Source organism: Paenarthrobacter sp. TE3676 (assembly GCF_056279165.1).
The window spans coordinates 620,362-644,322 of record NZ_JBWBQU010000002.1; the positions used below are offsets into that span (position 1 = coordinate 620,362).

The window sequence follows — 23,961 nt, forward strand, 5'->3', positions numbered from 1 at the left end:
ATGGCACGCGCCTGCGTGCTGACTCCATTGTCCGCCCGCGCGGCCAATGGAGCCATAAGGCTGGCCCCGCGGCGGACTACACAGGCGCCTTTTGCAGCAGGCGTTTCAGTTGCTCCGCGTCCATGGCCGCAGCACAGGCCGCCGCGGCCATGCCGAACGATCCGTCCAGAACGGCCTGGTCAGCGCCTGCTGAGGCGCCGAATGCGGCGAACTCGGCTGTGTGGTGGGCGGCGCCCCGGATGTCGTAACCCACAACCGGGTGGATGGAGGGCACCAATTGCGAAACGTTGCCCATGTCCGTGGAGGCCACCGGATCGGCATTGAAAGCAACGTCCCTTCCCCTGGCTTTCATCGCTTCCTGGTAGGCCCCTGACAAATAAGGATCCTGGCGCAGTTCCGCATAGTCGTTGCCCTTTGGGGTCATGCTTAGCGTGCAACCGCTCGCGTGGGCGCCGGCTTCCAGGCAACGCCGGATCTTGTCCTGAATCAGGCGCAGCTGGTCAATGCTTGGAGCCCGCATTTCGACGCTCGCCCGCGCACGCTCGGGAATAACGTTGACGGCGCTGCCGCCCTCGGTGACGATCAGCGACACGATCGATCCGGGCGGCAGCTGCTGCCTTGCCAAAGCAATAGCCATTTGCGCGATGACCAGCGCATCCAACGCGTTGACGCCCTCCGACGGTGCCGCTGCTGCATGGGCCGGGCGCCCTTCGAAGAGCACGTCCCACATCGACATCGCCAAAGACGAGCCACCCACCACATCAGCGGCGCCGGCGTGGACCATCATGGCCAGCGAGACGTCGTCGAAGAAGCCTGCCTCTATCAGGTCCACTTTGCCTCCGGTGGTCTCTTCCGCCGGTGTGCCGAGAACCTTGACGGTGATGTCCAGCTGCTCTGCGACGGCGGTCAATGCCAGGGCGGCTCCCACTGCGCTGGCTGCGTTGACGTTGTGTCCACAGGCGTGCCCGATGTCCGGCAAGGCGTCGTATTCAACGCAGAGTGCCACCACGAGTTGGCCGGACCCGAAGCGCGCACTGAAAGCGGTGGGCTGTTCCGGTTGTGTTTCATCAAACGTGAACCCGGCTTTGCGGAGCACCCGTTGAACGCGTTTGACGGCACGGAATTCCTGGCCGCCAAGCTCCGGGTCGGCGTGGATGGCGTGGCTAAGGTCCAGAATGTCCGGTTTCCAGCGCTGGACTTCGCTGTCCAGCGTGGCGTGGACGTCGCCCTGGGAGGAAAGCACGACGACGGACCTTCGGCCCCCGGTGCCCAGTCCGGCGGTCATGCCGTCACCTCGGCGGCCTGCCGCTTCGGGTACCGGGCACTGGCCGCGGCGGCTATCAGCGCAGCAACTGCCAAGGCACTCCAGATGGTCAACAATCCGGTTTCGGTGATACGTCCGGATTCAACCGAGGCAGAGGACAAGAGCTTGACCACTGCCGCTCCCACAGCGATGCCCACTGACAATGCCAGCTCGTTAAGCCCTGCGGCCGTCGATGTTTCCTCCATGGCAACGCCCTCAACCGACAGGGAGCGGGTGCCCGCCTGGTACATCCCCAGGCTCAGGTTGAACATGGCGAAGCCGATGCAATATCCGGTAAGGGAGCCGTGCGCGAGCATCATGACCAGGAAGCCGCCTGCCAGCAGAACGCCGGCAAAGACCAGGGTGGCCCGCTCGCCGAAACGTCGCAAGGCCCGTGCTGTCAGGAGCGATGACACCAAGGAAAGTACGGACGCCAGGGCAAGGACAATCGCGATCATCAGCGGGCTGAGGGCGAACCCGTACCCCGTCTTGTCAGGGTTGGAATGCAGGAAGATGCCGTTGGTACCGAAGTAGCTGATCGAAGCGAAGCCGAAGAAGAACGTTGCCACGGAGATGGCGCGGATCCGCGGATTAGCCAGCATGCGCAGGTCCATGAACCGCTGTCCTGCGGCACCGCTGTAGTCGCGCCTGGCCCAGAAGACCAGTAGGGCAAGCCCCAACAAGCCGGCCGCGAGGGTGCGGGCGTCCAGCCAGCCCCATTCCGGCGCCATCGACAACGCCACAACAAAGCCAATGAGACCCAGCGAGCATGCCAGCAGGGGTGACAGGGCGATGCCCTCACGCGTCGGGACCCCGGCGTCGGGCAATAAGAAGGAACACACGAAAGCGACCACCGCGAACGGAACCGCCACCCAGAAACCGAGCGTCGGATCGGTGACGCCAACGACGCCGGCGAGCAAGCCACCGGCGCCCACCATGATCATGAGCATGCCGATCATGACGCTGACACCCGTGCGCGTGGGGGCGGGGCTGGTCACGCGGAGAATTCCCATCATGAGCGGGATGAACCCCACCACGCAGGTCAGCATGACGACGCCGATGGTCACCGTCCACAGCGATGGCCACAGCGCCATTTGCAAGACGCCGACCGTCACCACACCCGTGGACCACCGGAGTACAAGGCGATACCCGTAGCTGTCGCCGAGCCTCGAAATGATGGGCGTCAGGACGGCGAAACTCACGTTGGAGATCAGGAAAATGCCGTTGATGGTGGGATCGTCGATCTCGAAGACCGGTCCCAGTGCGGGCAGGATGGGGTTCAGATACCCCTGCGTTACTCCGCTAAGTGATTCGATGAGCGCCATTGCCAGGATCATGCCTGCGATGGTCCTGCGGGTGAGGGCCGCTGCCGCAGGTGGTGCTGTCTTGCTTGCCATGAGCTTCCTTGAGTCCGGGGAGGTTTCGCCTGTGGTGATGCGAGTCACAACGTTATGACCGTCGATTACACTGGCCCTCAGATTGTTTGAAACCCACACAAGGCAGCCAATATTGAATGAATCAGCCACCATCTCGGAACTGGACCTTGAAATCGTCAATGCCCTCCAGATCAATCCACGGGCGGAATGGAGCCGGATAGCGGATGCTCTTGGCCTGTCCGGCCCTACGGTCGCCAGGCGCTGGTACGTGTTGGCCGAACAGGGACTGGCGTGGATCACGCCGTCTCCGGGACAGCGCTACCTCAGCGCTGGCTGGTCGGCGTTTATCCAACTGTCTTCGTTGCCCGGCGAAAGCGAAGCACTGATCCAGAGGCTTTGCGAGGTGCCGGCTTTCGGCACCGTCTCCATGGTCACCGGCTCCCACGACGTCTTCATGGATTGCTTCGCGTCCAGTCATGAGGAACTCATGGACATCGTGACCGGAGCCTTTCCTGCGCTCCCCGGCATCACCCACCGAGAAGTCGTCTTTGTCACCAAGCTTTATCGGCAGGCCTCGGAATGGCGCAGCGGAACACTCGAACCCGCACGCGCGCGGCTGGTCTCAACGGAAGCCAAGCCCGCACCGGCAGGCTACTCGCCGGATCGCCTTGACGCCGCGCTGCTGGAGGAACTTTCCAAGGACGGCCGTGCCAGTTGGGCTGATCTGGGTGCCGCCTGTGGCGTTTCACCGCAAACTGCCCGACGACGGGTGGAACGGTTTCTGGCGTCCGGCTACATCACGCTGAGGTGCGATGCGTCTGCGGCGGCGACCAGAGGCCTGAGGGAGGTCACGCTCATGCTCAACGTCCCTGCTCAATTCGTTGACGACATTGGCCGCTACTTCGCCGCGCAAACGAACTGCCGGCTCAGCGCCCAGGTGCTCGGCGCACAGAACCTCGTGGTCACACTGTGGGTCCGCGACTATCTGGAAGCCCAGGCATTCGAACGCGAACTGGCCGAACGGGCGCCCGGCAGCATTGTGATCTCACGGCAGGCGGTAGTCCGGACCTACAAGCGGCTGGGCCATATCCTCGATGAGTCCGGGCGCAGCCTCAGCGTGGTGCCGCTGCCTTTGTGGAGAGAGGGGTCTGGACGAGCCGCCGAAACACCGGCAGGATCAGACCCATGACTACGTCGATTTTCGTGAACCTGCCCGTTAGCGACCTCGAGGCATCCAAGGCCTTCTACACGGCCCTTGGCTACTCCATCAACCCGAACTTCACCGACGAGACTGCGGCCTGCGTGGTCTTCAGCGACACCATCTATGCAATGCTCCTGACCCACGCCAAGTTCAGCGAATTCACCAAGCAGCCCATCGCGGACACGCAGAACTCGACGGCGGCAATTGTCGCCATTTCAGCCGACAGCCGTGAGGACGTAGATGCCCTGGCTGCCAAGGCGCTCGAAGCCGGCGGTTCCGAAACCTACGACGCCCAGGATCTTGGCTTCATGTACAGCCGCGCGTTCCGTGACCTGGACGGCCACCACTGGGAAGTCCTCTGGATGGACGACGCCGCAGCCCAGGATGGTCCGCCGGAGTCCTAGCCCATTGGCTTAGGCCATCTTGGCTTAGCCCAGCGTCACTGCCAGCACGCCAAGCACGACGGCGAGAAGCGGCGTGGTGCCTTGGAGGGTAGCTGCGCGGAGGTACTTCTTGCCGCTTGCTGCGAGCACAAGGGCGGCCAGGAGCATGGAACCGCAGCTGCTGAAGACAAGGGTCCATCCCACTTGGGGTGCGCCCATAGCCACTGCAACAATGCCGATCAGTGCGCCGATGGCCAGGAACAGGTTGTAGAAACCTTGGTTGTACGCGAGCGGCTTGGTGGTTTCCGCGTCGGCCTGGGAGGTGATGCTGAATGTCTTCCAGGTTTTGGGCTTTGTCCAGGTAATGGACTCCATGGTGAAGATATAGACGTGAAGCAAGGCGGCAATCGTCGCGAAAATCAGGGAGGCCAGGATCATGGTTTTGATCCTAGCCTCCCTGGTTGCCGGACTTGGTTGTCGCGCGGCCCGTCAGGCGCTGAGCAACTCCAGTGTGGCGCCCGCAAAAGCTGAAGCCGAGCCATTCCACTGGGCCAGCAAACCCTGAAGATTCTCGCCATCGGCCCGGTGGGTTGCGGTTTGCGACTCCAGCATCGACAGAATGCCTGTGCGCAGTTCCGTGTTGAAGTTGACCTTGCCCACCTGCATGGAGGGAGCCTTCGCTAGTTCGTCGGCCGGAATGCCGGAGGCGCCGTGGAGCACCAGCGGCACCTCTGTCCCGGCAGCGACTTCCTGCAGTACGTCCCAACGGATGTTTGGTTCGCCCTTGTACTTCCCATGCACGTTGCCCACGGCGACAGCCAGTAGCTGGGCACCGGTGCGCTCCACAAAGTCGGCCACCTGTGCCGGGTTGGTAAGTCCCGCAACTGAAGCGCCGGCGTCGTGCGCTGAACGTTCGGCACCGAAGGCTTTGTCCTCGTCTCCCGCAAGGCCGCCCAACTCCGCCTCAATCACGACGTCGGCAGCGCCTGCCTCGTCCAGCGCCGCACGGACTTCACGGACAAGGGCGATGTTGTCCTCGTAGGGCAATGATGAACCGTCAGCGAGCACCGCATCCGCACCGGCCGCCACGGATTCCAGGATGACCCTGAGGTCGGAGGCGTGGTCCAATTGCACCGAAACCGGGACGCTGGCGTCGTTGGCCAGGCCGCGAAGGGCCGCCATGAGGCGCAGTCCATTAGGCGTGGACGCAGTCTTCGGAGCGACGAGCAGGATCACGCCGAGCTCCGATTCTTCCGCCGCGCCAACAACAGCCAGCGCTGTAGTGAAGTCGTAGCAAGTGAAAGCCGGAACAGCCGAGCCGGAGGCCAGGGCAGAGTTGACCATATGGCCGAGGTTGGCGCGCATCAGTGGGCCAAACCTCCTACCAGGATCCAGGCAACGTAAGTCAACGCGAAGCCTGCCAGGCCCAGGATGGTGGTGAGGACGGTCCAGGTCTTCAGGCCGTCGGACACTGTGAGGCCGTAGTAGCGGACGACCGTCCAGAACCCGGCGTCGGTAACGTGGGAAAGGCCCAATGAACCGAAGCCAATGGCAATGACGATTACCGCGATCTGGGCCGGCGTGTAGCCACCTTCCATCACGGCAGAGGTAAGCAGGCCAGTCGTCGTCACGATTGCGACAGTGGCAGAACCCTGGGCGGCGCGCAGTGCCAGGGAGATGATGAAGCCGAGCACGATGACCGGCAGGCCGAGGCTATCCAAGGTGTGGGACAGAGCTGCGCCGATTCCGGATGCACGGAGGACTTCACCGAACACACCACCAGCGGCCACCACCATGAGGATGGAAGCGATGGGAGGAAGTGCGCCTTCGAAAATCTCGCCCGTTTCCTTGAGGGACCAGTTGCGGCGGACGGCCAGTAGGAAGAAGGACAGAGCCACAGCCACCAGGAGTGCGAAGAACGGGTTGCCGACAAAGGCGGCCACGCCGTACCAGTAGTTGTCCTTGGGGAGGGTCAGCGTTCCCACTGTGCCGAGGAGGATCTGGACGATGGGAGCGGCGATCAGGAACATGATCAGGCCAGGCCGCGGAGGAGCGATGGCGTGGGCACCGGGGCCGTCATGACCAACGTGGACCAGTGATTCGGAACCGAACTCGTCCACTTGCTGCTTGACGCCTGGAAGCAGTTCGTACTCTTTACGGTTCATGATGCTGGCAACCCAGTAGGACAGGAAGCCAAGCGGCACGCAAATAATCAGCGAGATCAGGGTGATGAGTCCAATGTCCGCACCGAACACGCCGGCGCCGGCAACGATGCCCGGGTGCGGCGGGACGGCCACGTGAATGGACAGCATGATGCCGGCCATGGGCAGGCCGAACTTGATCGGGTGTACGTTAGCGATCTTCGCGAACGCATAAACAATGGGAACGAGGACGATCACGCCCACCTCGAAGAACACGGGGATCGCCACGAGGAAGCCGACGGCCGTCAGCGCAATGGCAACGCGTTTGGCGCCGAGCTTCTCAGTGAAGTGGGTGGCCAGCGACTGCACGCCGCCGGAAACTTCAATCATGCGGCCGAGGATGGCGCCAAGGGCGATCAGCAAGGCGACCTTGCCCATGGTGCTGCCAACGCCCGTGGTCACAACAGTGAAGATGTCCTTGAGCGGAATCTGCGCGGCGACGCCCACCAGGATGCTGACGGCAAGCAAGGCAACAAAAGCCTGGATTTTGAAGCGGATGATCAGCACCAGCAACAGGGCGATGCCCGCTGCGGCGATGGTCAGCAGCAGAGGTGTGCCCAGCTCCACTGCGGGCTTGATGGCGGGGGCGTCCGCCGCCTGAACCATCAAAGAGTTGACGAGGGGATTCATTGGGGGTGTCTCCTTTGACATACCAGTCTAGAGAAGACCGGCGGGAGGTGGCGGCGACGGCGAAGGGGGGATCGCCGTCGTCGCGCGTTCTGGTGGGGTGCTTAGGCGGTGCGCTTTGCGGGCGCTACAACCTTGATGACGGCAGAGTCGTCGGCGGCGGCGAGACCCTGGGCCTGGCCGAGAAGGTAAAGCTGTTCGGCAGCGGCGGCAACGGGTGCGGCGAGGCCGGCGGCCCGGGTTGCCTTACCAACGATGCCCATGTCCTTGACGAAGATGTCCAGGCGGCTGAGTACCTCGGCGCCGTCCTCGGAGTAGGCCTCGAGGATGCGCGGGCCGCGGTTTGAAAGCATGAAGGATCCGGCGGCTCCGGCTTCGAGGGCGGCGAGGGTCTTGGCCTGATCGAGTCCCAGGGCGTCGGCAAGAGCCATGGCCTCGGCAGCAGCGGCGATGTGGACACCGCAGAGGAGCTGGTTGACGGTCTTGAGGGCCTGGCCGTCGCCGGGCTTGTCGCCCACGATGCTCAGGGTGGAGGCCAGCAGTTCCAAGGCAGGACGCGCCTTTTCAAGTGCTTCGGGCTCCGCCCCGACAACGATCAGCAGATCGCCTTCGCCGGCGCGCTTCGGGCCGCCGGAGAGCGGCGCATCCACCAGGGCCACACCATATTCCGCAAGCTTTTCCACCGTGGCGGGGATGGCTTCGGTACCAACGGTGCTGCCGAGGATCACGACGGCGCCTGGCTTCAGTACCGAAGCCACGCCGTTCTCGCCGAAAAGGACGTCGTTGAGCTGCTCGCCGTTGCGGACGGCCAAGAGCAGCGCGTCGGCGCCATCCGATGCCTCGCGTGCAGAAGCAAAGGTCTTGATGCCGGCTTCTGCGGCGAGTTCCAAGCGGGGCTCGGCGATATCGAAGCCGTGGACAGTCAGCTCGGACGCGAGCCGGGTAGCCATGGGCAGGCCCATGGCGCCCAGGCCCAGGACGGTGACGGTGTAGTTGCTGCTGGTCATGGTGTTCTCCATTGAATAGGTAGGGCCCACGCTTGCCGGGTTCCCTGGCCGAGCTTGCGAGGTTAGGGGCAAGTGGGGATGGTTCTAGAAAATGGCGCTGAGCTTTCGGGTGACTTCAGTCAGGGATTGGTCATCGCCCACGTTTCCGGCGAACACGATGTACGGGATGCCCTTGGCAGGACCGTCCACCGGCTCCCAGAGCGAGACGATGCCCGGCAGCATGGGGCCGCGGACAATTGCATGGCGGATTTCCAGCCCGTGCGCGGCGACGTCCGAGGACGTGATGCCGCCCTTCGCGATGACAAACCGCGGCGGGAAGGTCTTCAGCGTCCGGTTCACCACGGCGACGACGGCGGCCGAGACGGTGCGGGCGATCTTCAGGCTTGCTGCGGCGTCGTCGGTCTTGATGAGCAGGCGGCTGGTGTGGACTATGACGTCGCCCTGGCGAAGTGCGTCGACGACGTCGGACACGACCGTTGCGATGTAGGCGTCAGCTTCCGTTTCTGTATGGGTTTCGGCAACGAGTTTCTCCACATCGATCTCGATGGTCCGGGCCGAGCTGTGCGCGGCTGTGAGGTCATTGAGTTGCCGGGTGGTGACGCCAACGTGGGAGCCAACCACAATCAAGCCGCCGGCTGTGGAGGGAGTGTTGCCCGCGAAGGCCTCCTCGGACGTCAGCGCCGTGCGGATCTCCTGGCCAATGCGGCCCCTGACAAAAGGCGGGCCCACGCGGTAGAGGAGTTTCTTGCCGCGGCGTTCTGCTTCCTCCAAGCCCAGGGCGAGGGCACGGAAGTCGTTCTCGGTGACGATGTCGGCCACGATCGGCGTGGAGTTGGTGGCGGACTCCAAGGCGTCGGCGATCGCTTTGGCGGAGATGGTGGGATCTTGCGCTGACGCTCCGGCGCGGATGATGTTCAGGTCCAGGACGATCACATCGCTGGCCGGGAACCGGCCCTGCGACTTCTCCTCCACATACTTGGCCATCTCGGAGTTGGCGAAACCGAAGCTCGCATCCTTGGCGAATTCCGTCTCCGCAACAGGGGTGAGGGAGCCGGCGTCGCCACGCATGTAGTGCACGCCGCCGATGGTGACGCGTCCGGCGTCGGGGAATGCTGGAACGATCACCACACCGTCAGTGGCTTCACCGGTCTCGGCAGCCACGGTGGCGGCGATAACGTCCGGCTCCAGGGGGTAGTGGCCGCGGAGGGTGGAGTCGCTGCGGCTGACGAAACCGAGCCTCAAGTTACCGGCGGCGGCCAATGCATTGCGGACGATTTCCTCGTTGCGCGCTGCGGCTTCGGTCGGGTCCAGACTGCGGGTGTTGGTGAGGACGTAGACGGCAGGCTTGGTCTGGTTCTCGCGGATGTGGGTGAACGCCCAGGTGAAGTCTTCGACGTCCCATCGGGTGAGCACGGCGAGATCCGCGACGGACTGCGTGCCGGTGGGGTCGTCGTCGAGGACTACCAGAACGCGGGGAGACGTTGCCGAGGACGCCGCAACGGCGTCGGCAACCAACTGAGCAGGAATCTGGACTTCCGCCGGGAAAGCGGCCAGAACGTCGGCTTCAAGGGTCACTGTGCACTCCATCGTGGGAAATCTCTGTAGCGGTTTGGTGAATGTAAGATGTCAGACATCTAACATTTGAATTAGTGTGACACACGGCTCTTGACCGCGCAAGGTGCTGCGCATCACTAGGCTGGGTGGATGGCTGACAGCGTTGTTCCGCTCCCGTTCGTGAACGTCCTCACGCCTGCCGTTCCCGCAGGTCAGCCGGTTCCCGCAGTGCTGATCCACGGTTGGGCGTCCGGTTCCGTGTACTGGGAACCCCTCGCCAGGAAACTATTCGACGCCGGCCGTGAGGTCTGGATTGTGGACCTCCCCGGCTACCACCCGGGCGAGGAATTGCCGCCGGACTTCGAATGGACCTTGGACTCGGCAGCGGCTTCGGTGGCAGCAGCCCTCGACGCCCGGAGTGCCGCGCCCGCGGGCCGAAGTGCCGTGCATCTAGTGGGACATTCGATGGGAGGCAGTGTTTCGTTGACACTTGCGGCAGCCCGCCCCGATCTGGTGGCCTCACTGACCTTGGTGGGTATGGCGCCGGTGCCGCAGAGCCAAGGGTTCAAGACAGTGCTCAGCTCGCAGCTGGACCAAGGATTCTTCGATTCCGGGACTATAGCCAAGCTCATGCACGCCTGGTACGGGGATCTGCCCTCAGCAGACATGGTGCGGCTCAGCGCAGGGTTCAAAACGCCCTTCCCGGTTCTGTCCGCCAGCGCTGTGGCGGCCATGTCCGGCGTCGAACCTTCAGTACCGGGGCGCGTCCGCGCGCCACTGCTGGTGATCGCCGGGACTGGAGATCGGGTGCGCCCTATGGAACAAATGCGCGCATTTGTGGCCGAAAGCCCGGATCGCCGGTTGAAAGCCATCCCTGGCGCTGGCCACAACGTCCACTGGGAACAGCCCGAACAATGCGCACAGGCACTCACTGAGTTTTGGGAAACAAGCTGGCCACCGCCAGCGTAAGATGTCTGACATCCACCCGTCCCGAGGGAAATCCAAGGGGAGCCGGGCGGTCAGAAGTACAGGAAATGGGGATACATGGCACGTAAGTCGCTGGTGGGCGTCGTCGCTGATGAGTTGCTGGACCGCATCATCGCGGGCGAGTTTCCGCCCGGAACGGTTGTACCGGGCGAGCTGGAGCTCAGCGCCAAACACGAGGTAAGCCGCATGACCGTGCGCGAGGCCATGAAAACGCTCGAGGCGCAGCGGATTCTCAGCGTCGAACGCGGCCGCGGAACCTTCGTCAACCCCCTCAATCAGTGGGCATCCTTGGAAGCCGTGCTGCGTGCCGCCTCCGAAGGAACCAAGGACGCGGCGGCCGCGATCCAGTTGATCGAGCTCCGCAGGATGCTCGAAACAGGGGCATGCGAACTGGCCGCCGAGCGCATTACCGATGACGAGCTCGCCGCACTCAGGGACCACGTGGAAAAGATGCAAGCCTCCCACGAAGTCAACGACCTCGCAGGGTTTGTGGAAGCCGACCTCGCCTTTCACGACGTCATCCTGCACGCTTCCGGCAATGTCTTTGTGGCCGTCCTTTTCGAACCCCTGCACAGGGTCCTGGAGGCCCGGCGCGCCGAGACTTCAGCCTTCCCGGAGATCCAGGAACACGCGATCGGCCATCACCGGAAGATCGCCGCCGCTTTGGAATCGCGCAATCCCAACGAGGCACGCCTGGCAATGGACGCCCACATGCAGCAGACGCTGGACGATCTGAAGACGTACGTGCTGGAGGCGTGACAGGCAGACAACACCTTAAGTGTTGGGCGCAGCTGATTTAAATCTTGCACTGGCGCGGGATCAGAGAATCCTTGATTTTTACGGCAGAATTGCCTCATGCTCTTAATTGTTGCTGTCGCCCTTCGAAAGTTCTGCGCGTGAGACCACTTGAGTTTCCCGAGTTTCCCTTTAGCTCTCCGTTGGCGAAAGCCATCATCCAACTTGAACGGGTTCGCGCAGCTTTAGGGGAAGGAACCACGCCTCCCGAGGTCTTCGCGCAGCTCCGCACTCTGTTTCAATTGCTGTCGAGCATCATGAGCGCACGTATCGAAGGCAACCGCACGTCAATTGTCGATGCTGTTGCCGGTGTTCAGCACGCGAACCGCACTGACGTCGCGACGGACGATGGGGTCCAAGAAATTGTCCAGCTTCAAGAAGCAACAGCCTTCGTCGACTCCGCCATTGACCGGGGGACGGCACTGACGCATGGGTTCGTCCGGGAGCTGCACCGCATCTCCGTGGCCGGTTTGGAACGTGAAGGGGACCGCACGCCTGGCGCTTACAGACTCGCCGATGTCATCATCAGTGGCTCGTCGCACCGACCCCCACCGCCGGGGAGCGTGCACGGTGACATGACGGCACTCCTGGACTTCATCAATGAAGATGTGGATCAGAACTATGAGTTGCTCAAGATCGCACTTGCCCACCATCGGTTCGTCTGGATTCATCCTTTCGGCAATGGGAACGGTCGAGTCGGGAGACTCCTGACGTACGCAGCCATGCGACAGCAAGGGTTCTCCGACGCCGCTGGATACGGAGCCCTCAACCCAACGGCCGTGTTTGGGGAGAACCGCGACCTCTACTACGAACGGCTCGAAGACGCCGACTCCCTCGAACCCGAATCTTTGATTCGCTGGTCGAATTACGTCTTGGAAGGATTGTTGACGGACCTCAGCAGATTGGTGAAACTCGGCAACAAGGACTTCGTCACGGAAGGTCTCCTGATTCCCGCTATCGAAAGAGGCCTTGCGTCATCGCGCTTTACCGGAGAAGAAGCCCTCGCCTTGAAAATCATCGCGCGCAGAGTCGAAGTGAAGGCGGGAGACCTTAGTTCAGCGTTCACGGGCTCAGCCGCGACACGAAGCCAAGACATTCGAAAACTCTTGGACCGCGGAGTCATTGAACCGGTGGCGGAAGGCAAGAGATCCTACCGGCTTCGCCTCGCCCCGAGTGAGCTAACACCCCTCCTGGTTCGGGAGCTGGATCGGCTGGGATTCCTGCCCCGCATTCTGCGCGATTCACAATGATCTCCGCGGCTGCAGATGCCCTTGGTTAGCGGCGCAGGCTCTCGCTGGGCAGCTCGCCGAAGGCCTTCATGTAGAGCGCAGAGAAGCGCCCCTGGTGCGTGAAGCCGCATAGCTCAGCCACTGCCGTGACGCTCTGCTCGCGGGGGTTCGCTTCGAGAAGCATCCCCCGGGCACGGTCCAGCCGGATACTGCGCAACAGCTCCGACGGCGTCGCTCCAGTTTCCGCCCGGAGGGCTGTTTGCAGCGTTCGGACTGATACACCCAAGCACTCGGCGATGTCCGGCACTGTGAGTTCCTCGCAAGCATGCCGCTCCAACAGCTCGCGGCATTCCCGGACCAACCGGCTTTCGGACTCAGCATCGCGGGCCTCACCGCTGGGCATCTCCATCGCCATCAGCAAGCGTGACACCATGCTGTCCGCCAGCAAACCCTGCACAAATGCGGGAGCCGCGGCCTGTGGCTGGCTGATCATGTCGTCATGAAGCTCGACGACGGACCTCAAGAATGCGCGGCCGGCGGCACCTGAAAGGTCCATGCCGTAGCCCAGGTCCACGGCGCTGTTTCCGTACAACTGCCCGGCCACCCGCTCCAGCGCGGAGCGCCTCACGTAGACAATCAGGTGCGGACTGCCGCCGTCCCAGCTCATGGAAAATGGGCGGTCGATAGGCGGAACCGTGGCCATGCGGGGACTGGATTCCACCGTCCTGGAGCCCACTTGCATGGAAGCGTGTCCGGCCAGCGGGATCTGCACCAGATGGAAATCCTGCAAGCCCTCGGGTTCAATCCGAACGTCGGCCCCGTAATCCAGGAATTCGATCCCAACGTCGCCACGGTGCAAGGAACGCAGCTTCATGTCCATCAAGGATGCGCGCGTCCGCGGGGCGAGCTCATGGCTGCAAAACAACTCCGCAATCTTGGCATGTGCCTCGTCCACATTGGTTGTGGCCATAGTTGGCTGCCCGCGCAAAACATCACGGGCAAGAATCCTGACCATCCGCCACCTACTTCACGGGTAATTGCGTCACACGGTTTTCTGGAGCTTTTCGCCTTTCGGATGATCCCCGCGCCAAGTGGATATTCCGGAGTGCAGCGTCTGTCTAGAGTCGCTTTTAAGACAAGTATGACGCAGCTCACAAACCATACCAACAGCCGAAGCGAGGTGAGGGCCAGTGAAGAACATCAAGGTGGTACATGACCGCAGGGACGAATGGGACAGGAGCCACTTCGAACTCTGGGCGGCGGAACTTCAGGCCAGGGAAACCCACCTCACTTCCGCAGCGTGGGTTGGTTGGCACGAGGAAGAGGAAGACCCTGCGTAATTCGGATAATTCCCGCGCCAAGTGGATATTCCCTCCGGCAGTGGCTGCCTAGAGTCGCTTGCAGGGCAAATATGACGCACGTCATATTTACGTAACATCGTCATCGCGGGAAGGGTTCAGCACATGTCAGCACTCAAGGGTAGGACAGCAATTGTTACCGGTGGAGCCACCAAGGTTGGCCAAGGCGTGGTCACCGCATTGCGGGACGCCGGGGCCACGGTGGTGGTGGCGGATATAGACCCCGATGGCGCCTCACTCACCGCCGGGCTGGGCGAAGGAATCCATTACTCCCACACTGACATCACTGATGATGACGCTGTGAACCGGCTGGTCAGCGGGGCGGCTGCACAGCACGGCAGCGTGGACATTCTGGTGAACCTCGCCTGCACCTACAAGGACGACGGCGCAGCCTCCGGGCGAGCAGACTGGCTCGAAGCACTCAACGTCAACCTGGTCAGCGCCGTGGTGGCAAGCAATGCGGCCCGCCCCTACCTCAAGGCGTCCGGCCACGGCGCCATCATCAACTTCACCTCCATTTCCAGCTCAGTAGCCCAGACCGGCCGCTGGCTCTACCCGGCCAGCAAAGCAGCCCTGGTCCAGGTCACCCGCAGCATGGCCGTGGACTTCGCAGCGGACGGTATCCGGGTAAATTCCGTGAGCCCCGGCTGGGTGTGGAGCAACATCATGGATTCGCTCAGCAACGGGAGCCTCGAGAAGACCGACTCCGTGGCGGCCCCGTTCCACGCACTCAAGCGCGTCGGCCGCCCGCACGAGGTGGGTGACGTCGTCGCGTTCCTCGCCGGTGACCAAGCCAGCTTTGTGACCGGGGCGGACTGGGCTGTGGACGGCGGCTACTCCGCCCTGGGGCCGGAACGCGCTGAAGAAACCATTCCCCTGCTTGCCTCCAACTGACCATCGCAACCAGACCAGAGAAAAGGGAAACATCATGACGCAACGCCACATCACCATCGTCGGCGCCGGCCAGTCCGGACTGCAGCTCGGCATCGGCCTGCTCGACGCCGGCTACCAAGTGACCACGATCTCCAACCGCACACCCGAAGAGATCGCCGAGGGCAAAGTAGCCTCCAGCCAGTGCATCTTCCACAACGCCCTGGAGCACGAGCGTGACCTCGGGCTGGACTTCTGGCCGGACGCGCCAACCGTGGACGGGATCTCCTTCACCATCCCGCACCCCGAACTGCCGGGCGAGAAGGCCATCAGCTGGGCTTCCCGCTTGGACAACCACGCCAAGTCCATCGATCAGCGGGTGAAGTTCCCCAAGTTCATGGAGGAGTTCACCGCACGGGGCGGCGAGCTGGTGCTCGAAGATGCCGGCGTAGCTGAGCTGGAGAAATACACGCAGAACTCGGATCTGGTGATTGTGGCCGCCGGCAAGGGTGAGATCGCCCAACTGTTCACCCGCGACGCCGAACGCAGCACCTACGACGCACCGCAGCGCGCACTGGCCCTGACCTACGTGAAGGGCCTAAGGCCGCGGGAAGAGTACTCCGCGGTCTCGTTCAATCTCATCCCGGGCGTTGGCGAATACTTCGTCTTCCCGGCACTGACCACCTCCGGCCCTTGCGAAATCATGGTCTTCGAAGGAGTTCCGGGCGGCCCCATGGATACGTGGAAGGGCCTGTCCCCCGAGGAACACCTGGAGAACTCCAGAAACATCCTCAACACCTTCCTGCCGTGGGAAGCCGAGCGTGCCACGGATGTGGAACTGACCGATCCCAACGGCGTGCTTCAGGGACGTTTCGCACCTACCGTCCGCCACCCGATTGCCACATTGCCCAGCGGCAGGCAGGTACTGGGCCTGGCCGACGTCGTGGTGTTGAACGATCCCATCACCGGACAGGGCTCCAACAACGCCAGCAAGTGCGCGGCGTCGTATCTGGCCAGCATCATCGCCCACTACGGACAGGCCTTCGATGCGCCGTTCATGCAGGCCACTTTTGAGCGCTATTGGGATTACGCGCAGCACGTTGCACACTGGACGAATGCCCTCCTGGCTCCGCCTCCGCCCCATGTCCTCGAGCTCTTGGGGGCTGCGAACAGCGAGCCGGCTATCGCGCATCGCTTCGCGAACGGCTTCAACCACCCACCGGAATTCCAGGAGTGGTTTATGTATCCGGATAAAGCCGCGAGCTACCTCGCGGACCTGTCTGCCGCCAAAGCTTCGTAGCACGACCCTGCTAATAAGGACTCAACCATGCGAAAGATAGCAATCGTGGGGGCCGGCGAATCCGGCGCCCAGCTGGCCTTGGGCCTGCAACGTGACGGCTACGCGGTGACGCTTCTGTCCGACCGTTCCGCTGCCCAGATCCGCACCGGCAAGGTCATGTCCAGCCAGTGCATGTTCTCCACCGCCCTCGACGCCGAAGCCCACATGGGAACGGCGCTCACCGAATTCTACGAATCCGGATCCGTCCCTGGCATCACCTCAATCCGGCTACGTGTGGATGCTGATGAACCCATCGAATGGGAAGCACCCCTGGACGGTCCCGCCCGGTCCATTGACCAGCGCATCAAAAGTGCCCTCTGGATCGAAACATTTGTTGCAGCCGGCGGTGACTTCCGCATTGAGAAGGTCACCCCGCGCATGCTGGAGGAACTCGCCCATGACTACGAGCTGGTCATTGTGAGCACCGGCAAGGGCGAGATCGGCCAGATCTTCCCGCGGGACAAGGCCAAGTCGCCCTTCGACCGGCCGCAGCGGGTACTGGCCCTGAACTACGTCACGTCCGACGACGGTGCTTCCGCCGGCTCGTCCGCCACCGGTACCGGCAGCGCGGGCGACGCCATCCGCATGTCCATGGCCCCCGGCGTCGGCGAATTCTTCACGTTCCCGGGCCTGACCGTATCGGGCCCCTGCCGCATGATGGTGTTCGAGGGCGTGGTGGGCGGCCCCATGGACCGCTGGACCGACGTCGGAACCCCCGAAGAGCAGCTCGAGCGTTCGCTGGAAATCCTGCGGGAACATTTCCCGCACGAGGCAGAAAACTTTGCCACCGCGGAGCTGACCGACAGCGGCGCGACGCTCCTGGGGCGCATCACGCCCACGGTGAGGTCCGCCGTCGGGGAACTCGGCAACGGGAAGCTGGTGTTCGGGCTCGGTGACGCCGTGGTCCTCAACGATCCCCTCACCGGGCAGGGTTCCAACAACGCCACCCTGGCCGCGAAGTACTACCTTGATTCGATAGTTCGCCGAGGCCAGCAGCCTTTTGACCGTGCCTGGATGGAGCGCACCTTCGACGAATTTTGGCGCGGCTGGGGGCAATGGGCGGTGGAGTGGACCAACGATCTCCTGAAGCCACGCCGCGATCATCAGAAGACGCTCCTCCGTGAAGCCGCTGACCATCCGGCACTGGCGGCAAGCATCGTCAGCGGCTTCGATGATCCCCGGACGTCATACCCCTGGTGGTTCGATCCCACCGCGGCCGCTGACTTCATGCAGGCCCGGAAAGAGGACGATGCTGCTGCCTTCGATGTGAGGGACTTCAGGGGTGCGTTGGGTCAGTTCGCCACGGGCGTCACGGTGGTTACCACTGTGTCTGCGGACGGCCGAAAAGTGGGCATGACCGCGAATTCCTTCACGTCAGTGTCCATGGATCCGCCGCTGGTGCTCTGGTGCCCCAGCAAACGCGCCCCCAGCCTGGGCGATTTCGAGGACGCAACGCATTTTGCCATCAACATCCTGGCGAGTGACCAGCACGTCCTGTCCCGACAGTTCGCCACGCCCGCCACGGACAAGTTCGCCGGCGTGGAAACAGCTGACGGCATCGCCGGTGTTCCGCTACTGGAGGGTGCAGTAGCAACATTCCAGTGCCGCACCGTCGCGCGACATGATGCCGGGGACCATGTCATCTACGTGGGTGAGGTGGAAAGCTACAACCACCAAGACGGCGCTCCCCTGGTGTTCCACGGCGGAAAATACCACGCCACTGCCAGCCATCCGGATTTCTAAGCACTCCCTTTTGACTTCTGTGCACTTCTGAAAGGAACGGATATGGAGCATCCCCTTGATGTCGCGATCATAGGCTCAGGCATCAATTCGCTGGTCGCGGCAGCCGAGCTGGCCTTGGCAGGGAAGCGCGTGTGCATCATTGAGCGCTCGGATCGGTTGGGTGGGTTCATCCAATCCGCGGAGCGTACCCTCCCGGGTTTCATCCACGACACCTTCTCCTCCTGGCACCCTTTGTTCGTGTCCGGCGGCGCCTACTCGGCGTTGGGAGAAGAACTGCACCGCCGGGGTCTGGAGTACTGCAACACCTCCGGCCCAGTGACGGCCAGCGTCGCTTCGGATCCTGTCACTGGAGCCCACCGCGTGGTCATCGCACACAGGGACCCGGCCGAAACAGCCGCTGCTTTCAAGGAGCCACGCGATGGGGCCGCGTATCTGGCCATGCTCGATGATCTGGGCCGCAATGCCGGAACCGTGTTCGGGGCTTTCGGGGCGGAACTTCGGTCGTTTGGGGAGGTGGCGAAGATTGCCTTCGGAGCAGTGGGACGCGGGCGTTTCTCAGGGACGGAGGCCTTTGTCCGGGATTCCGTGATGAGCGGCCGGAATTACACCCGCAGCCGCTTTGACGGGTGGGAAGCGGACCAGCTGTGGTCGCCCTGGCTCCTGCACGCAGGGCTCGGCCCGGACCAGGCAATCGGTGGAGTCATGCTGCCCGTGATGGCCATGAGCATGCACGGCTTCGGGCTTCCTGTTGTGAAGGGCGGCGCCTCGCAGTTTGTGGCTGCCTTTGACTCTTTGCTCAGGGACAACGGCGTCCGGATCATGCTGGGTGCGGAGGCCGACGAGATCCTGGTGGACTCATCCGGTGCCGTGGCCGGAGTGCAGACATCGCAAGGTGTGGTCACCGCAGACACGGTGCTCGCGAACGTATCGCCCCAGGCCCTCTACACCCAACTCCTTCGCCAGCCACCGGCCGGTTCTGCCGAAGCCGCTGAACGCTACCAAAACGGCCGCGGGGCCATGCAGATCCACCTGGCCCTGGACCGTCCTGTCGAGTGGCTCGATCCCAGGCTCAACAGCGTTCCGCTGGTTCACATCAGCAACGGCTCGGACAGCACGGGAATTGCCTGCGCCCAAGCCGAAGCCGGCTTCCTGCCCAGCGAACCAACGGTGGTGCTGGGGCAGCAATGCGTCCTGGATCCGTCGCGGGCTCCGGAGGGCAAGGCCACGCTGTGGCTGCAGTTGCAGGAAGTGCCGTTCTCTCCCGTGGGTGATGCGGCGGGCCAACTGTCGGTTACCGAAGGTTGGACCCACGAACTGAAGCAGGGATATCTGGAACGGGTCCTGGCACGGATTGAACAGTTCGCTCCGGGCACACGCGCCACTGTTCTTGCTTCGGACATTCTGGCGCCGACGGACTTGTCCTCGGCCAACCCCAACTCGGTGAACGGAGACCCCTACGGCGGTTCCGCGGAGCTCTTCCAAAACCTGCTGTGGCGGCCCTTCCCCTCCGCCGCCGGACACCGGACTGCCGTCCAAGGGCTGTGGCACATCGGCGCTTCAACCCATCCCGGTCCCGGGCTTTCCGGCGGTTCCGGACATCTGGTTGCGCAGAAATTGACCGCGAAACCCTCACGATTTTCCCTTATTCAATCAGCACTGAAACCAAGCAAGCGATAGGAGAACAATGTCTGTTCTGGCCGGGCTCACTGCAGCCCTTTCGAGTGGTTCCGTGGAGATCATCGACCTCACCACGCCGCTCAGTTCCGAGACCCCCATCCTGAACCTGCCGCAGCCGTTCGCGAACACGGTGGGGTTGTCCGTTTCGCCGGTGAGCAATTTCGACGACGCCGGTCCGGCCTGGGCGTGGAACGACGTCACCGTGGGCGAACACGCCGGGACGCACTTGGACGCCCCGGTCCACTGGATCACGGGTAAGGACGGAAAGTCCGTGGACCAGATTGAACCACACCGACTGGTGGGTCCCATTGCCGTGATGGACAAGACAGCCGAAGTTTCCGGCAACCCTGATTTTCTGTTGGAACCTGAACACTTTGAGCAGTGGCAGGAAGAGCACGGTGCCTTCCCTCAGAATTGCTGGGTCATTTTCCGGACCGGATGGGCGGCCCGTGGCACTGATGCGGCGGCATTCGTCAACGCGGACGACGCCGGTCCCCACACCCCGGGGGTCTCTGCCGCGGGTGCCAAGTGGCTTGCCGGTAACGCCTCAATCAGCGGCTTCGGTGTGGAAACCGTGGGCATTGACGCCGGCCAGGCCGGCGGCTTGGATCCGATGTTCCCTGTCCACTCCTTCCTCCTGGGCGCAGACAAGTACGGCGTCACCTCGCTGCGGAACGTCGACCGGCTCCCCGTCACTGGTGCCACGTTGGTAGTGGCGCCATTGCCTATCGTGGGCGGCACCGGCAGCCCCAGCCGCGTGTTCGCACTGGTCGAAAAGGACACGGGGGTAGCAGCATGAGCGAACAAGTACGGGTCTCCACGTTGGTGGGCAGGACGCTGGCGAAGCTCGGCGTCGGGCATGTTTTCGGCGTGGTCGGCTCCGGTAACTTCGATGTCACCGGCACCCTCATGGCCGAGGGCATCCCGTTCACGGCCACCCGGCACGAGGGCGGTGCGGCGACCATGGCCGACGCGTACTCCCGGATGTCCGGGAAAGTCGGGGTGGTCACCACGCATCAAGGCTGCGGGCTGAGCAACGCCATCACCGGCATCGGTGAGGCAGCGAAGAGCCGGACGCCGATGATCGTGCTGACCGCCGATACCCAGGCCGCGGCCATCCGGTCCAACTTCAAGATCGATCAAGACGCCCTGGCCCGCAGCGTCGGAGCCGTGGCCGAACGCATCCACTCCCCCGCAACAGCCGTCGCGGACACTGTCAGGGCCTTCCGGACTGCGGTGAATGAACGCCGCACCGTGGTGTTTAGTTTGCCGCTGGACGTTCAAAGCGGAGCCGCCGCGGACGAGGTGAGTGCCGTCGTCGTGCCTCAACCGTTGAAGGTGCGCCCGGACGCTGGCGCCGTGGAGCAACTGGCCGCACTGATAGCGAAAGCTGAACGGCCGGTGTTCGTTGCCGGACGCGGCGGGCGGGGCGCCCGGGACGAAATACTGGCGCTGGCCCGGCATGCTGGCGCGCTGGTGGCAACGTCCGCGGTGGCGAGCGGGCTATTCAACGGCGATTCCCACAACCTGGGTATCTCGGGCGGATTCTCCTCGCCTGCCACTGCCGGGTTCATCAGCGGTGCCGACCTGATCGTGGGATGGGGTTGCGCGCTGAACATGTGGACCATGCGGCACGGACGGCTGATTTCCGCCGGCACCACGGTGGTGCAGATCGACGTCGAAGACTCTGCCCTGGGCGCTAACCGGCCCATTTCACTGGGTGTCTTGGGCGATTCGGGGCTGACCGCGGCCGATGTGCTGGCCGCGCTGACCGGTTCACAGCCCGAACCGGCAGAAAAGTACCGCACCGAGGCCAACGCGCTGGCCATCAAACAGGGTTCGCGGTGGCGAGACGTGGAGACTGAAGACTTGTCCACGGCAACATCCATCGATCCCCGCGTCCTCACCCGCGAACTCGACACCCTGCTCCCGGCCGAAAGGATCGTGGCCGTGGATTCGGGCAACTTCATGGGCTATCCCAGCCAATACCTTGCTGTGCCGGACGAGTACGGATTCTGCTTCACCCAAGCCTTCCAAGCCATCGGGCTCGGACTGTACACGGCCATCGGCGCAGCACTTGCCCAGCCGAACCGCTTGCCGGTCCTCGGTGCAGGTGACGGCGGATTCCTCATGGGCATCAGCGAGCTGGAGACCGCCGCAAGGCTGAAACTCCCGCTGGTGTCCATCGTCTACAACGACGCCGCCTACGGAGCCGAGGTCCACCACTTCGCTTCGAAGCACTCGGAAGCAGAGCTTTCCAGCGTCGTGTTCCCCGATACCGACATCGCCGCCATCGCCCGCGGATTCGGCGCCGAAGGCATCACCGTCCGGACCGTGTCGGATTTGGACGCCGTACGCCCGTGGATCGCCGCTTATGAAGCCGGAACACAAGACCGGCCGCTGGTCATCGACGCGAAGATCGCCTCCGACGGCGGCTCGTGGTGGCTGGCTGAGGCCTTTCAGGGCCACTAAGCCCCGGGCCGCCCAACTGAGTAACAGCAAACGTCGCTATGAGCGGTCATAGCGACGTTTGCTGTCACTTACTTGGGGTGGTTATGCGTCGACGTCCGTGTTCACGATGTACACGTCGCAGGGAGCACCATGCGCCACGCTGTTGGCGATGCTGCCCAGGACGCGGCCCAGGCCCTTCATGCGCTTGTTGCCAACCACGATCAGCGAGGCGTTGTTGGTCTCGGCGTAGTTGATGAGGGCGTTGGCCGGTGTGCCGCGGGCTGCGAAGTACTTGATGTTGCCGGCGGGAACGTCCAGCTCTTCGGAAACCTTGCGGGCCACGTATTCCGCGGAGTCCGCGGAGGAGACGGTGATGCGGTCGCTGCCGCTGCCGAATTCTTCAATGCGGTCATCGGAGAAGCCGCTGATCACGTGCAGTTCGGCGCCGAGGGCGGTGGCGAGCTTCGCTGCTGCCACTGCTGCGCGCTTGGCCGTCTCGCTGCTGTCAACGCCGACCACAATAACTTCTGACATGAGTACTCCTGGTTGTGGGGAATCACTGGGTGCTGCTGCAAGAAATCTACACTCCATCCCCATCCGCCGGGATGACCCTTTTGCGCCGGGAGTGTTTACGGCCGGAATCACTGGGTAGTGATTAAGCATCGGAGCGATCACACGACCGAAAGGCAAGACAATGAGCGACGCACCATTTTCCCCGCAGACCGCCATCGTCACGGGATCGGATTCCGGCATCGGGCGGGCCACCGCGGTGGCCTTGGCCAAAGCAGGAATGGACGTGGGGATCACGTGGCACTCGGATCAGCAGGGCGCTGAGGAAACCGCGGAGGAGGTCCGCGGCCTGGGTCGGAAAGCAGTGGTCCACCAACTGGACACCACGGATGTCCGGGGAACGGCCGCGGCCATCGACAAGCTCGCTGAGGAACTTGGCGGCGTGGACGTCTTCGTCAACAACTCGGGAACCGGCGACGGCACTAAGTTCCTTGAGCTGGACTACGACACGTGGATGTCCACCTTGGACACCAACCTCAACGGCGCTTTCGTGGCAATGCAGGCTGCTGCCAAACGCATGGTGAAGGCCGGGCGTGGTGGCCGCATCATCGCCGTCACCAGCGTCCACGAGTTCCAGCCCAGGGTCGGGGCGTCGGCATATGACGCATCGAAGCATGGCTTGGGTGGCCTCATCAAGACCATGGCCTTGGAACTCGCTGAGTATGGCATCACGGCCAACAACGTGGCACCGGGCGAAATAGCCACTCCCATGACCGGCCAGGAAGACCAGGACCCCAGGCAGAAGGAACGACCCGGGGTGCCGCTGGGACGCCCCGGAGATGCCCGGGAAATCGCCGCCGTCATCGCCTTCCTGGCATCACCGGATTCCAGCTACGTCAACGGCGCTTCGTGGCCGGTGGACGGCGGAATGTTGCAGATGGGACCACAGGCAGGTTCACACATCACCAGCAACGACTGGCGCGAAAGCTAAGCCCCTGCAGACTCTGGCCGCACGGTGATCCGTGGGCTAGTCTGCATGAACGGCCTGCCTAGCGGGCCTGATTTTCTATTCCAGAGATTCGTAAGACGTTGATGAGGAGCACCATGGCTGGCCACACCTATAGCGTTTCCGAAATTGTAGGAACTTCCACCGAAGGCGTTGACGACGCGATCAAGAACGGCATCGCAACAGCCTCCCAAACCCTGCGGAACCTGGACTGGTTTGAGGTCAAGGAAATCCGCGGCCACCTTGAGGACGGCGCCGTGGCCGACTGGCAGGTCACCATCAAGCTTGGTTTCCGCCTGGAGCGCTGATCACCCCTCTACCCATCCCGCGAGATGGCAGTTGAC

Annotated in this window: 23 protein-coding genes; 14 read left to right on the forward strand and 9 right to left on the reverse strand. The window is 63.1% G+C overall.

Annotated features, from left to right (window positions below; translation table 11 throughout):
• Positions 1-76: 76 nt before the first annotated feature.
• Together ACZ881_RS06845 and ACZ881_RS06850 are read right to left on the reverse strand one after the other, a co-directional pair.
• Positions 77-1,285 carry a M20 family metallopeptidase gene (locus tag ACZ881_RS06845; protein WP_476113550.1) on the reverse strand — a complete coding sequence of 403 codons (1,209 nt, stop codon included), beginning with the start codon at positions 1,283-1,285 and terminating at the stop codon, positions 77-79.
• Complete coding sequence (locus ACZ881_RS06850) at positions 1,282-2,700, reverse strand: MFS transporter (protein WP_476113554.1); 1,419 nt, start codon at positions 2,698-2,700, stop codon at positions 1,282-1,284. Before ACZ881_RS06850 ends, ACZ881_RS06845 begins: the two co-directional genes overlap by 4 nt.
• A gap of 112 nt (positions 2,701-2,812) precedes the next feature.
• Here ACZ881_RS06850 and ACZ881_RS06855 point away from each other — a divergent pair, with 112 nt between their 5' ends.
• Together ACZ881_RS06855 and ACZ881_RS06860 are read left to right on the forward strand one after the other, a co-directional pair.
• Positions 2,813-3,868, forward strand: coding sequence for an Lrp/AsnC family transcriptional regulator (locus tag ACZ881_RS06855; RefSeq protein WP_476113556.1), 1,056 nt, complete (start codon positions 2,813-2,815; stop codon positions 3,866-3,868).
• Positions 3,865-4,284, forward strand: coding sequence for a VOC family protein (locus tag ACZ881_RS06860; RefSeq protein ID WP_091464652.1), 420 nt, complete (start codon positions 3,865-3,867; stop codon positions 4,282-4,284). Before ACZ881_RS06855 ends, ACZ881_RS06860 begins: the two co-directional genes overlap by 4 nt.
• A gap of 24 nt (positions 4,285-4,308) precedes the next feature.
• Here the strand turns inward: ACZ881_RS06860 and ACZ881_RS06865 are convergent, their stop codons facing one another.
• From ACZ881_RS06865 to ACZ881_RS06885, 5 genes are all read right to left on the reverse strand, one after another.
• Complete coding sequence (locus ACZ881_RS06865) at positions 4,309-4,701, reverse strand: DUF1304 domain-containing protein (protein WP_054808805.1); 393 nt, start codon at positions 4,699-4,701, stop codon at positions 4,309-4,311.
• A 51-nt stretch (positions 4,702-4,752) separates the two neighbouring features.
• Complete coding sequence (locus ACZ881_RS06870; protein WP_476113560.1) at positions 4,753-5,628, reverse strand: class II fructose-bisphosphate aldolase; 876 nt, start codon at positions 5,626-5,628, stop codon at positions 4,753-4,755.
• The gene (locus ACZ881_RS06875; protein WP_364307235.1) at positions 5,628-7,094 is read right to left on the reverse strand and encodes a GntP family transporter; all 1,467 of its coding nucleotides are present in this window, start codon (positions 7,092-7,094) and stop codon (positions 5,628-5,630) included. Before ACZ881_RS06875 ends, ACZ881_RS06870 begins: the two co-directional genes overlap by 1 nt.
• A 101-nt stretch (positions 7,095-7,195) precedes the next feature.
• Entirely contained in the window at positions 7,196-8,098 is a 903-nt protein-coding gene (locus tag ACZ881_RS06880) for an NAD(P)-dependent oxidoreductase (protein WP_091464645.1), read from the reverse strand.
• Between the two features lie 84 nt (positions 8,099-8,182).
• On the reverse strand, positions 8,183-9,673 hold the full coding sequence (locus ACZ881_RS06885) for a four-carbon acid sugar kinase family protein (protein ID WP_476113564.1): 1,491 nt from the start codon (positions 9,671-9,673) through the stop codon (positions 8,183-8,185).
• Positions 9,674-9,802: 129 nt separating this feature from the next.
• On the opposite strand from ACZ881_RS06885, the gene ACZ881_RS06890 reads away from it, so the two are divergent.
• The 3 genes from ACZ881_RS06890 to ACZ881_RS06900 all read left to right on the forward strand — a co-directional run bounded on the left by ACZ881_RS06890 (position 9,803) and on the right by ACZ881_RS06900 (position 12,684).
• The gene (locus ACZ881_RS06890; RefSeq protein WP_476113565.1) at positions 9,803-10,621 is read left to right on the forward strand and encodes an alpha/beta fold hydrolase; all 819 of its coding nucleotides are present in this window, start codon (positions 9,803-9,805) and stop codon (positions 10,619-10,621) included.
• 75 nt (positions 10,622-10,696) lie between these two features.
• Positions 10,697-11,398 (forward strand): FadR/GntR family transcriptional regulator, encoded by a 702-nt coding sequence (locus ACZ881_RS06895; protein WP_476113567.1) that lies wholly within the window; start codon positions 10,697-10,699, stop codon positions 11,396-11,398.
• A gap of 293 nt (positions 11,399-11,691) precedes the next feature.
• Positions 11,692-12,684 carry a Fic family protein gene (locus ACZ881_RS06900; protein ID WP_476113569.1) on the forward strand — a complete coding sequence of 331 codons (993 nt, stop codon included), beginning with the start codon at positions 11,692-11,694 and terminating at the stop codon, positions 12,682-12,684.
• Positions 12,685-12,709: 25 nt separating this feature from the next.
• Here the strand turns inward: ACZ881_RS06900 and ACZ881_RS06905 are convergent, their stop codons facing one another.
• Positions 12,710-13,633 carry an AraC family transcriptional regulator gene (locus tag ACZ881_RS06905; protein WP_476113571.1) on the reverse strand — a complete coding sequence of 308 codons (924 nt, stop codon included), beginning with the start codon at positions 13,631-13,633 and terminating at the stop codon, positions 12,710-12,712.
• Between the two features lie 220 nt (positions 13,634-13,853).
• On the opposite strand from ACZ881_RS06905, the gene ACZ881_RS06910 reads away from it, so the two are divergent.
• From ACZ881_RS06910 to ACZ881_RS06940, 7 genes are all read left to right on the forward strand, one after another.
• Positions 13,854-14,003 carry a hypothetical protein gene (locus tag ACZ881_RS06910; protein ID WP_175538765.1) on the forward strand — a complete coding sequence of 50 codons (150 nt, stop codon included), beginning with the start codon at positions 13,854-13,856 and terminating at the stop codon, positions 14,001-14,003.
• Positions 14,004-14,126: 123 nt separating this feature from the next.
• Positions 14,127-14,915, forward strand: a complete 789-nt coding sequence (locus tag ACZ881_RS06915) for an SDR family oxidoreductase (RefSeq protein WP_476113573.1) — start codon at positions 14,127-14,129, stop codon at positions 14,913-14,915.
• Positions 14,916-14,949: 34 nt separating this feature from the next.
• The gene (locus ACZ881_RS06920; RefSeq protein ID WP_476113575.1) at positions 14,950-16,191 is read left to right on the forward strand and encodes a styrene monooxygenase/indole monooxygenase family protein; all 1,242 of its coding nucleotides are present in this window, start codon (positions 14,950-14,952) and stop codon (positions 16,189-16,191) included.
• Between the two features lie 27 nt (positions 16,192-16,218).
• Positions 16,219-17,973, forward strand: a complete 1,755-nt coding sequence (locus ACZ881_RS06925; RefSeq protein WP_476113577.1) for a flavin reductase — start codon at positions 16,219-16,221, stop codon at positions 17,971-17,973.
• Between the two features lie 42 nt (positions 17,974-18,015).
• The gene (locus ACZ881_RS06930; RefSeq protein WP_476113579.1) at positions 18,016-19,650 is read left to right on the forward strand and encodes a phytoene desaturase family protein; all 1,635 of its coding nucleotides are present in this window, start codon (positions 18,016-18,018) and stop codon (positions 19,648-19,650) included.
• A gap of 7 nt (positions 19,651-19,657) precedes the next feature.
• Positions 19,658-20,449 carry a cyclase family protein gene (locus tag ACZ881_RS06935; RefSeq protein WP_476113582.1) on the forward strand — a complete coding sequence of 264 codons (792 nt, stop codon included), beginning with the start codon at positions 19,658-19,660 and terminating at the stop codon, positions 20,447-20,449.
• On the forward strand, positions 20,446-22,122 hold the full coding sequence (locus ACZ881_RS06940; RefSeq protein ID WP_476113585.1) for a thiamine pyrophosphate-binding protein: 1,677 nt from the start codon (positions 20,446-20,448) through the stop codon (positions 22,120-22,122). Before ACZ881_RS06935 ends, ACZ881_RS06940 begins: the two co-directional genes overlap by 4 nt.
• Before the next feature lie 81 nt (positions 22,123-22,203).
• Here the strand turns inward: ACZ881_RS06940 and ACZ881_RS06945 are convergent, their stop codons facing one another.
• Complete coding sequence (locus tag ACZ881_RS06945; protein WP_054808808.1) at positions 22,204-22,635, reverse strand: universal stress protein; 432 nt, start codon at positions 22,633-22,635, stop codon at positions 22,204-22,206.
• A 160-nt stretch (positions 22,636-22,795) separates the two neighbouring features.
• On the opposite strand from ACZ881_RS06945, the gene ACZ881_RS06950 reads away from it, so the two are divergent.
• Entirely contained in the window at positions 22,796-23,602 is an 807-nt protein-coding gene (locus tag ACZ881_RS06950) for an SDR family oxidoreductase (RefSeq protein WP_476113589.1), read from the forward strand.
• Positions 23,603-23,715: 113 nt separating this feature from the next.
• Entirely contained in the window at positions 23,716-23,925 is a 210-nt protein-coding gene (locus tag ACZ881_RS06955) for a dodecin (protein ID WP_011773002.1), read from the forward strand.
• Positions 23,926-23,961 lie beyond the last annotated feature (36 nt).

Coding starts and splice junctions, on each gene's coding strand:
- ACZ881_RS06845 (WP_476113550.1), bottom strand. CDS start 1,285: ATGACCGCCGGACTGGGCACCGGGGGCCGAAGGTCCGTCGTCGTGCTT.
- ACZ881_RS06850 (WP_476113554.1), bottom strand. CDS start 2,700: ATGGCAAGCAAGACAGCACCACCTGCGGCAGCGGCCCTCACCCGCAGG.
- ACZ881_RS06860 (WP_091464652.1), top strand. CDS start 3,865: ATGACTACGTCGATTTTCGTGAACCTGCCCGTTAGCGACCTCGAGGCA.
- ACZ881_RS06865 (WP_054808805.1), bottom strand. CDS start 4,701: ATGATCCTGGCCTCCCTGATTTTCGCGACGATTGCCGCCTTGCTTCAC.
- ACZ881_RS06870 (WP_476113560.1), bottom strand. CDS start 5,628: ATGCGCGCCAACCTCGGCCATATGGTCAACTCTGCCCTGGCCTCCGGC.
- ACZ881_RS06875 (WP_364307235.1), bottom strand. CDS start 7,094: ATGAATCCCCTCGTCAACTCTTTGATGGTTCAGGCGGCGGACGCCCCC.
- ACZ881_RS06880 (WP_091464645.1), bottom strand. CDS start 8,098: ATGACCAGCAGCAACTACACCGTCACCGTCCTGGGCCTGGGCGCCATG.
- ACZ881_RS06890 (WP_476113565.1), top strand. CDS start 9,803: ATGGCTGACAGCGTTGTTCCGCTCCCGTTCGTGAACGTCCTCACGCCT.
- ACZ881_RS06895 (WP_476113567.1), top strand. CDS start 10,697: ATGGCACGTAAGTCGCTGGTGGGCGTCGTCGCTGATGAGTTGCTGGAC.
- ACZ881_RS06900 (WP_476113569.1), top strand. CDS start 11,692: ATGAGCGCACGTATCGAAGGCAACCGCACGTCAATTGTCGATGCTGTT.
- ACZ881_RS06905 (WP_476113571.1), bottom strand. CDS start 13,633: ATGGCCACAACCAATGTGGACGAGGCACATGCCAAGATTGCGGAGTTG.
- ACZ881_RS06915 (WP_476113573.1), top strand. CDS start 14,127: ATGTCAGCACTCAAGGGTAGGACAGCAATTGTTACCGGTGGAGCCACC.
- ACZ881_RS06920 (WP_476113575.1), top strand. CDS start 14,950: ATGACGCAACGCCACATCACCATCGTCGGCGCCGGCCAGTCCGGACTG.
- ACZ881_RS06925 (WP_476113577.1), top strand. CDS start 16,219: ATGCGAAAGATAGCAATCGTGGGGGCCGGCGAATCCGGCGCCCAGCTG.
- ACZ881_RS06930 (WP_476113579.1), top strand. CDS start 18,016: ATGGAGCATCCCCTTGATGTCGCGATCATAGGCTCAGGCATCAATTCG.
- ACZ881_RS06935 (WP_476113582.1), top strand. CDS start 19,658: ATGTCTGTTCTGGCCGGGCTCACTGCAGCCCTTTCGAGTGGTTCCGTG.
- ACZ881_RS06940 (WP_476113585.1), top strand. CDS start 20,446: ATGAGCGAACAAGTACGGGTCTCCACGTTGGTGGGCAGGACGCTGGCG.
- ACZ881_RS06945 (WP_054808808.1), bottom strand. CDS start 22,635: ATGTCAGAAGTTATTGTGGTCGGCGTTGACAGCAGCGAGACGGCCAAG.
- ACZ881_RS06950 (WP_476113589.1), top strand. CDS start 22,796: ATGAGCGACGCACCATTTTCCCCGCAGACCGCCATCGTCACGGGATCG.
- ACZ881_RS06955 (WP_011773002.1), top strand. CDS start 23,716: ATGGCTGGCCACACCTATAGCGTTTCCGAAATTGTAGGAACTTCCACC.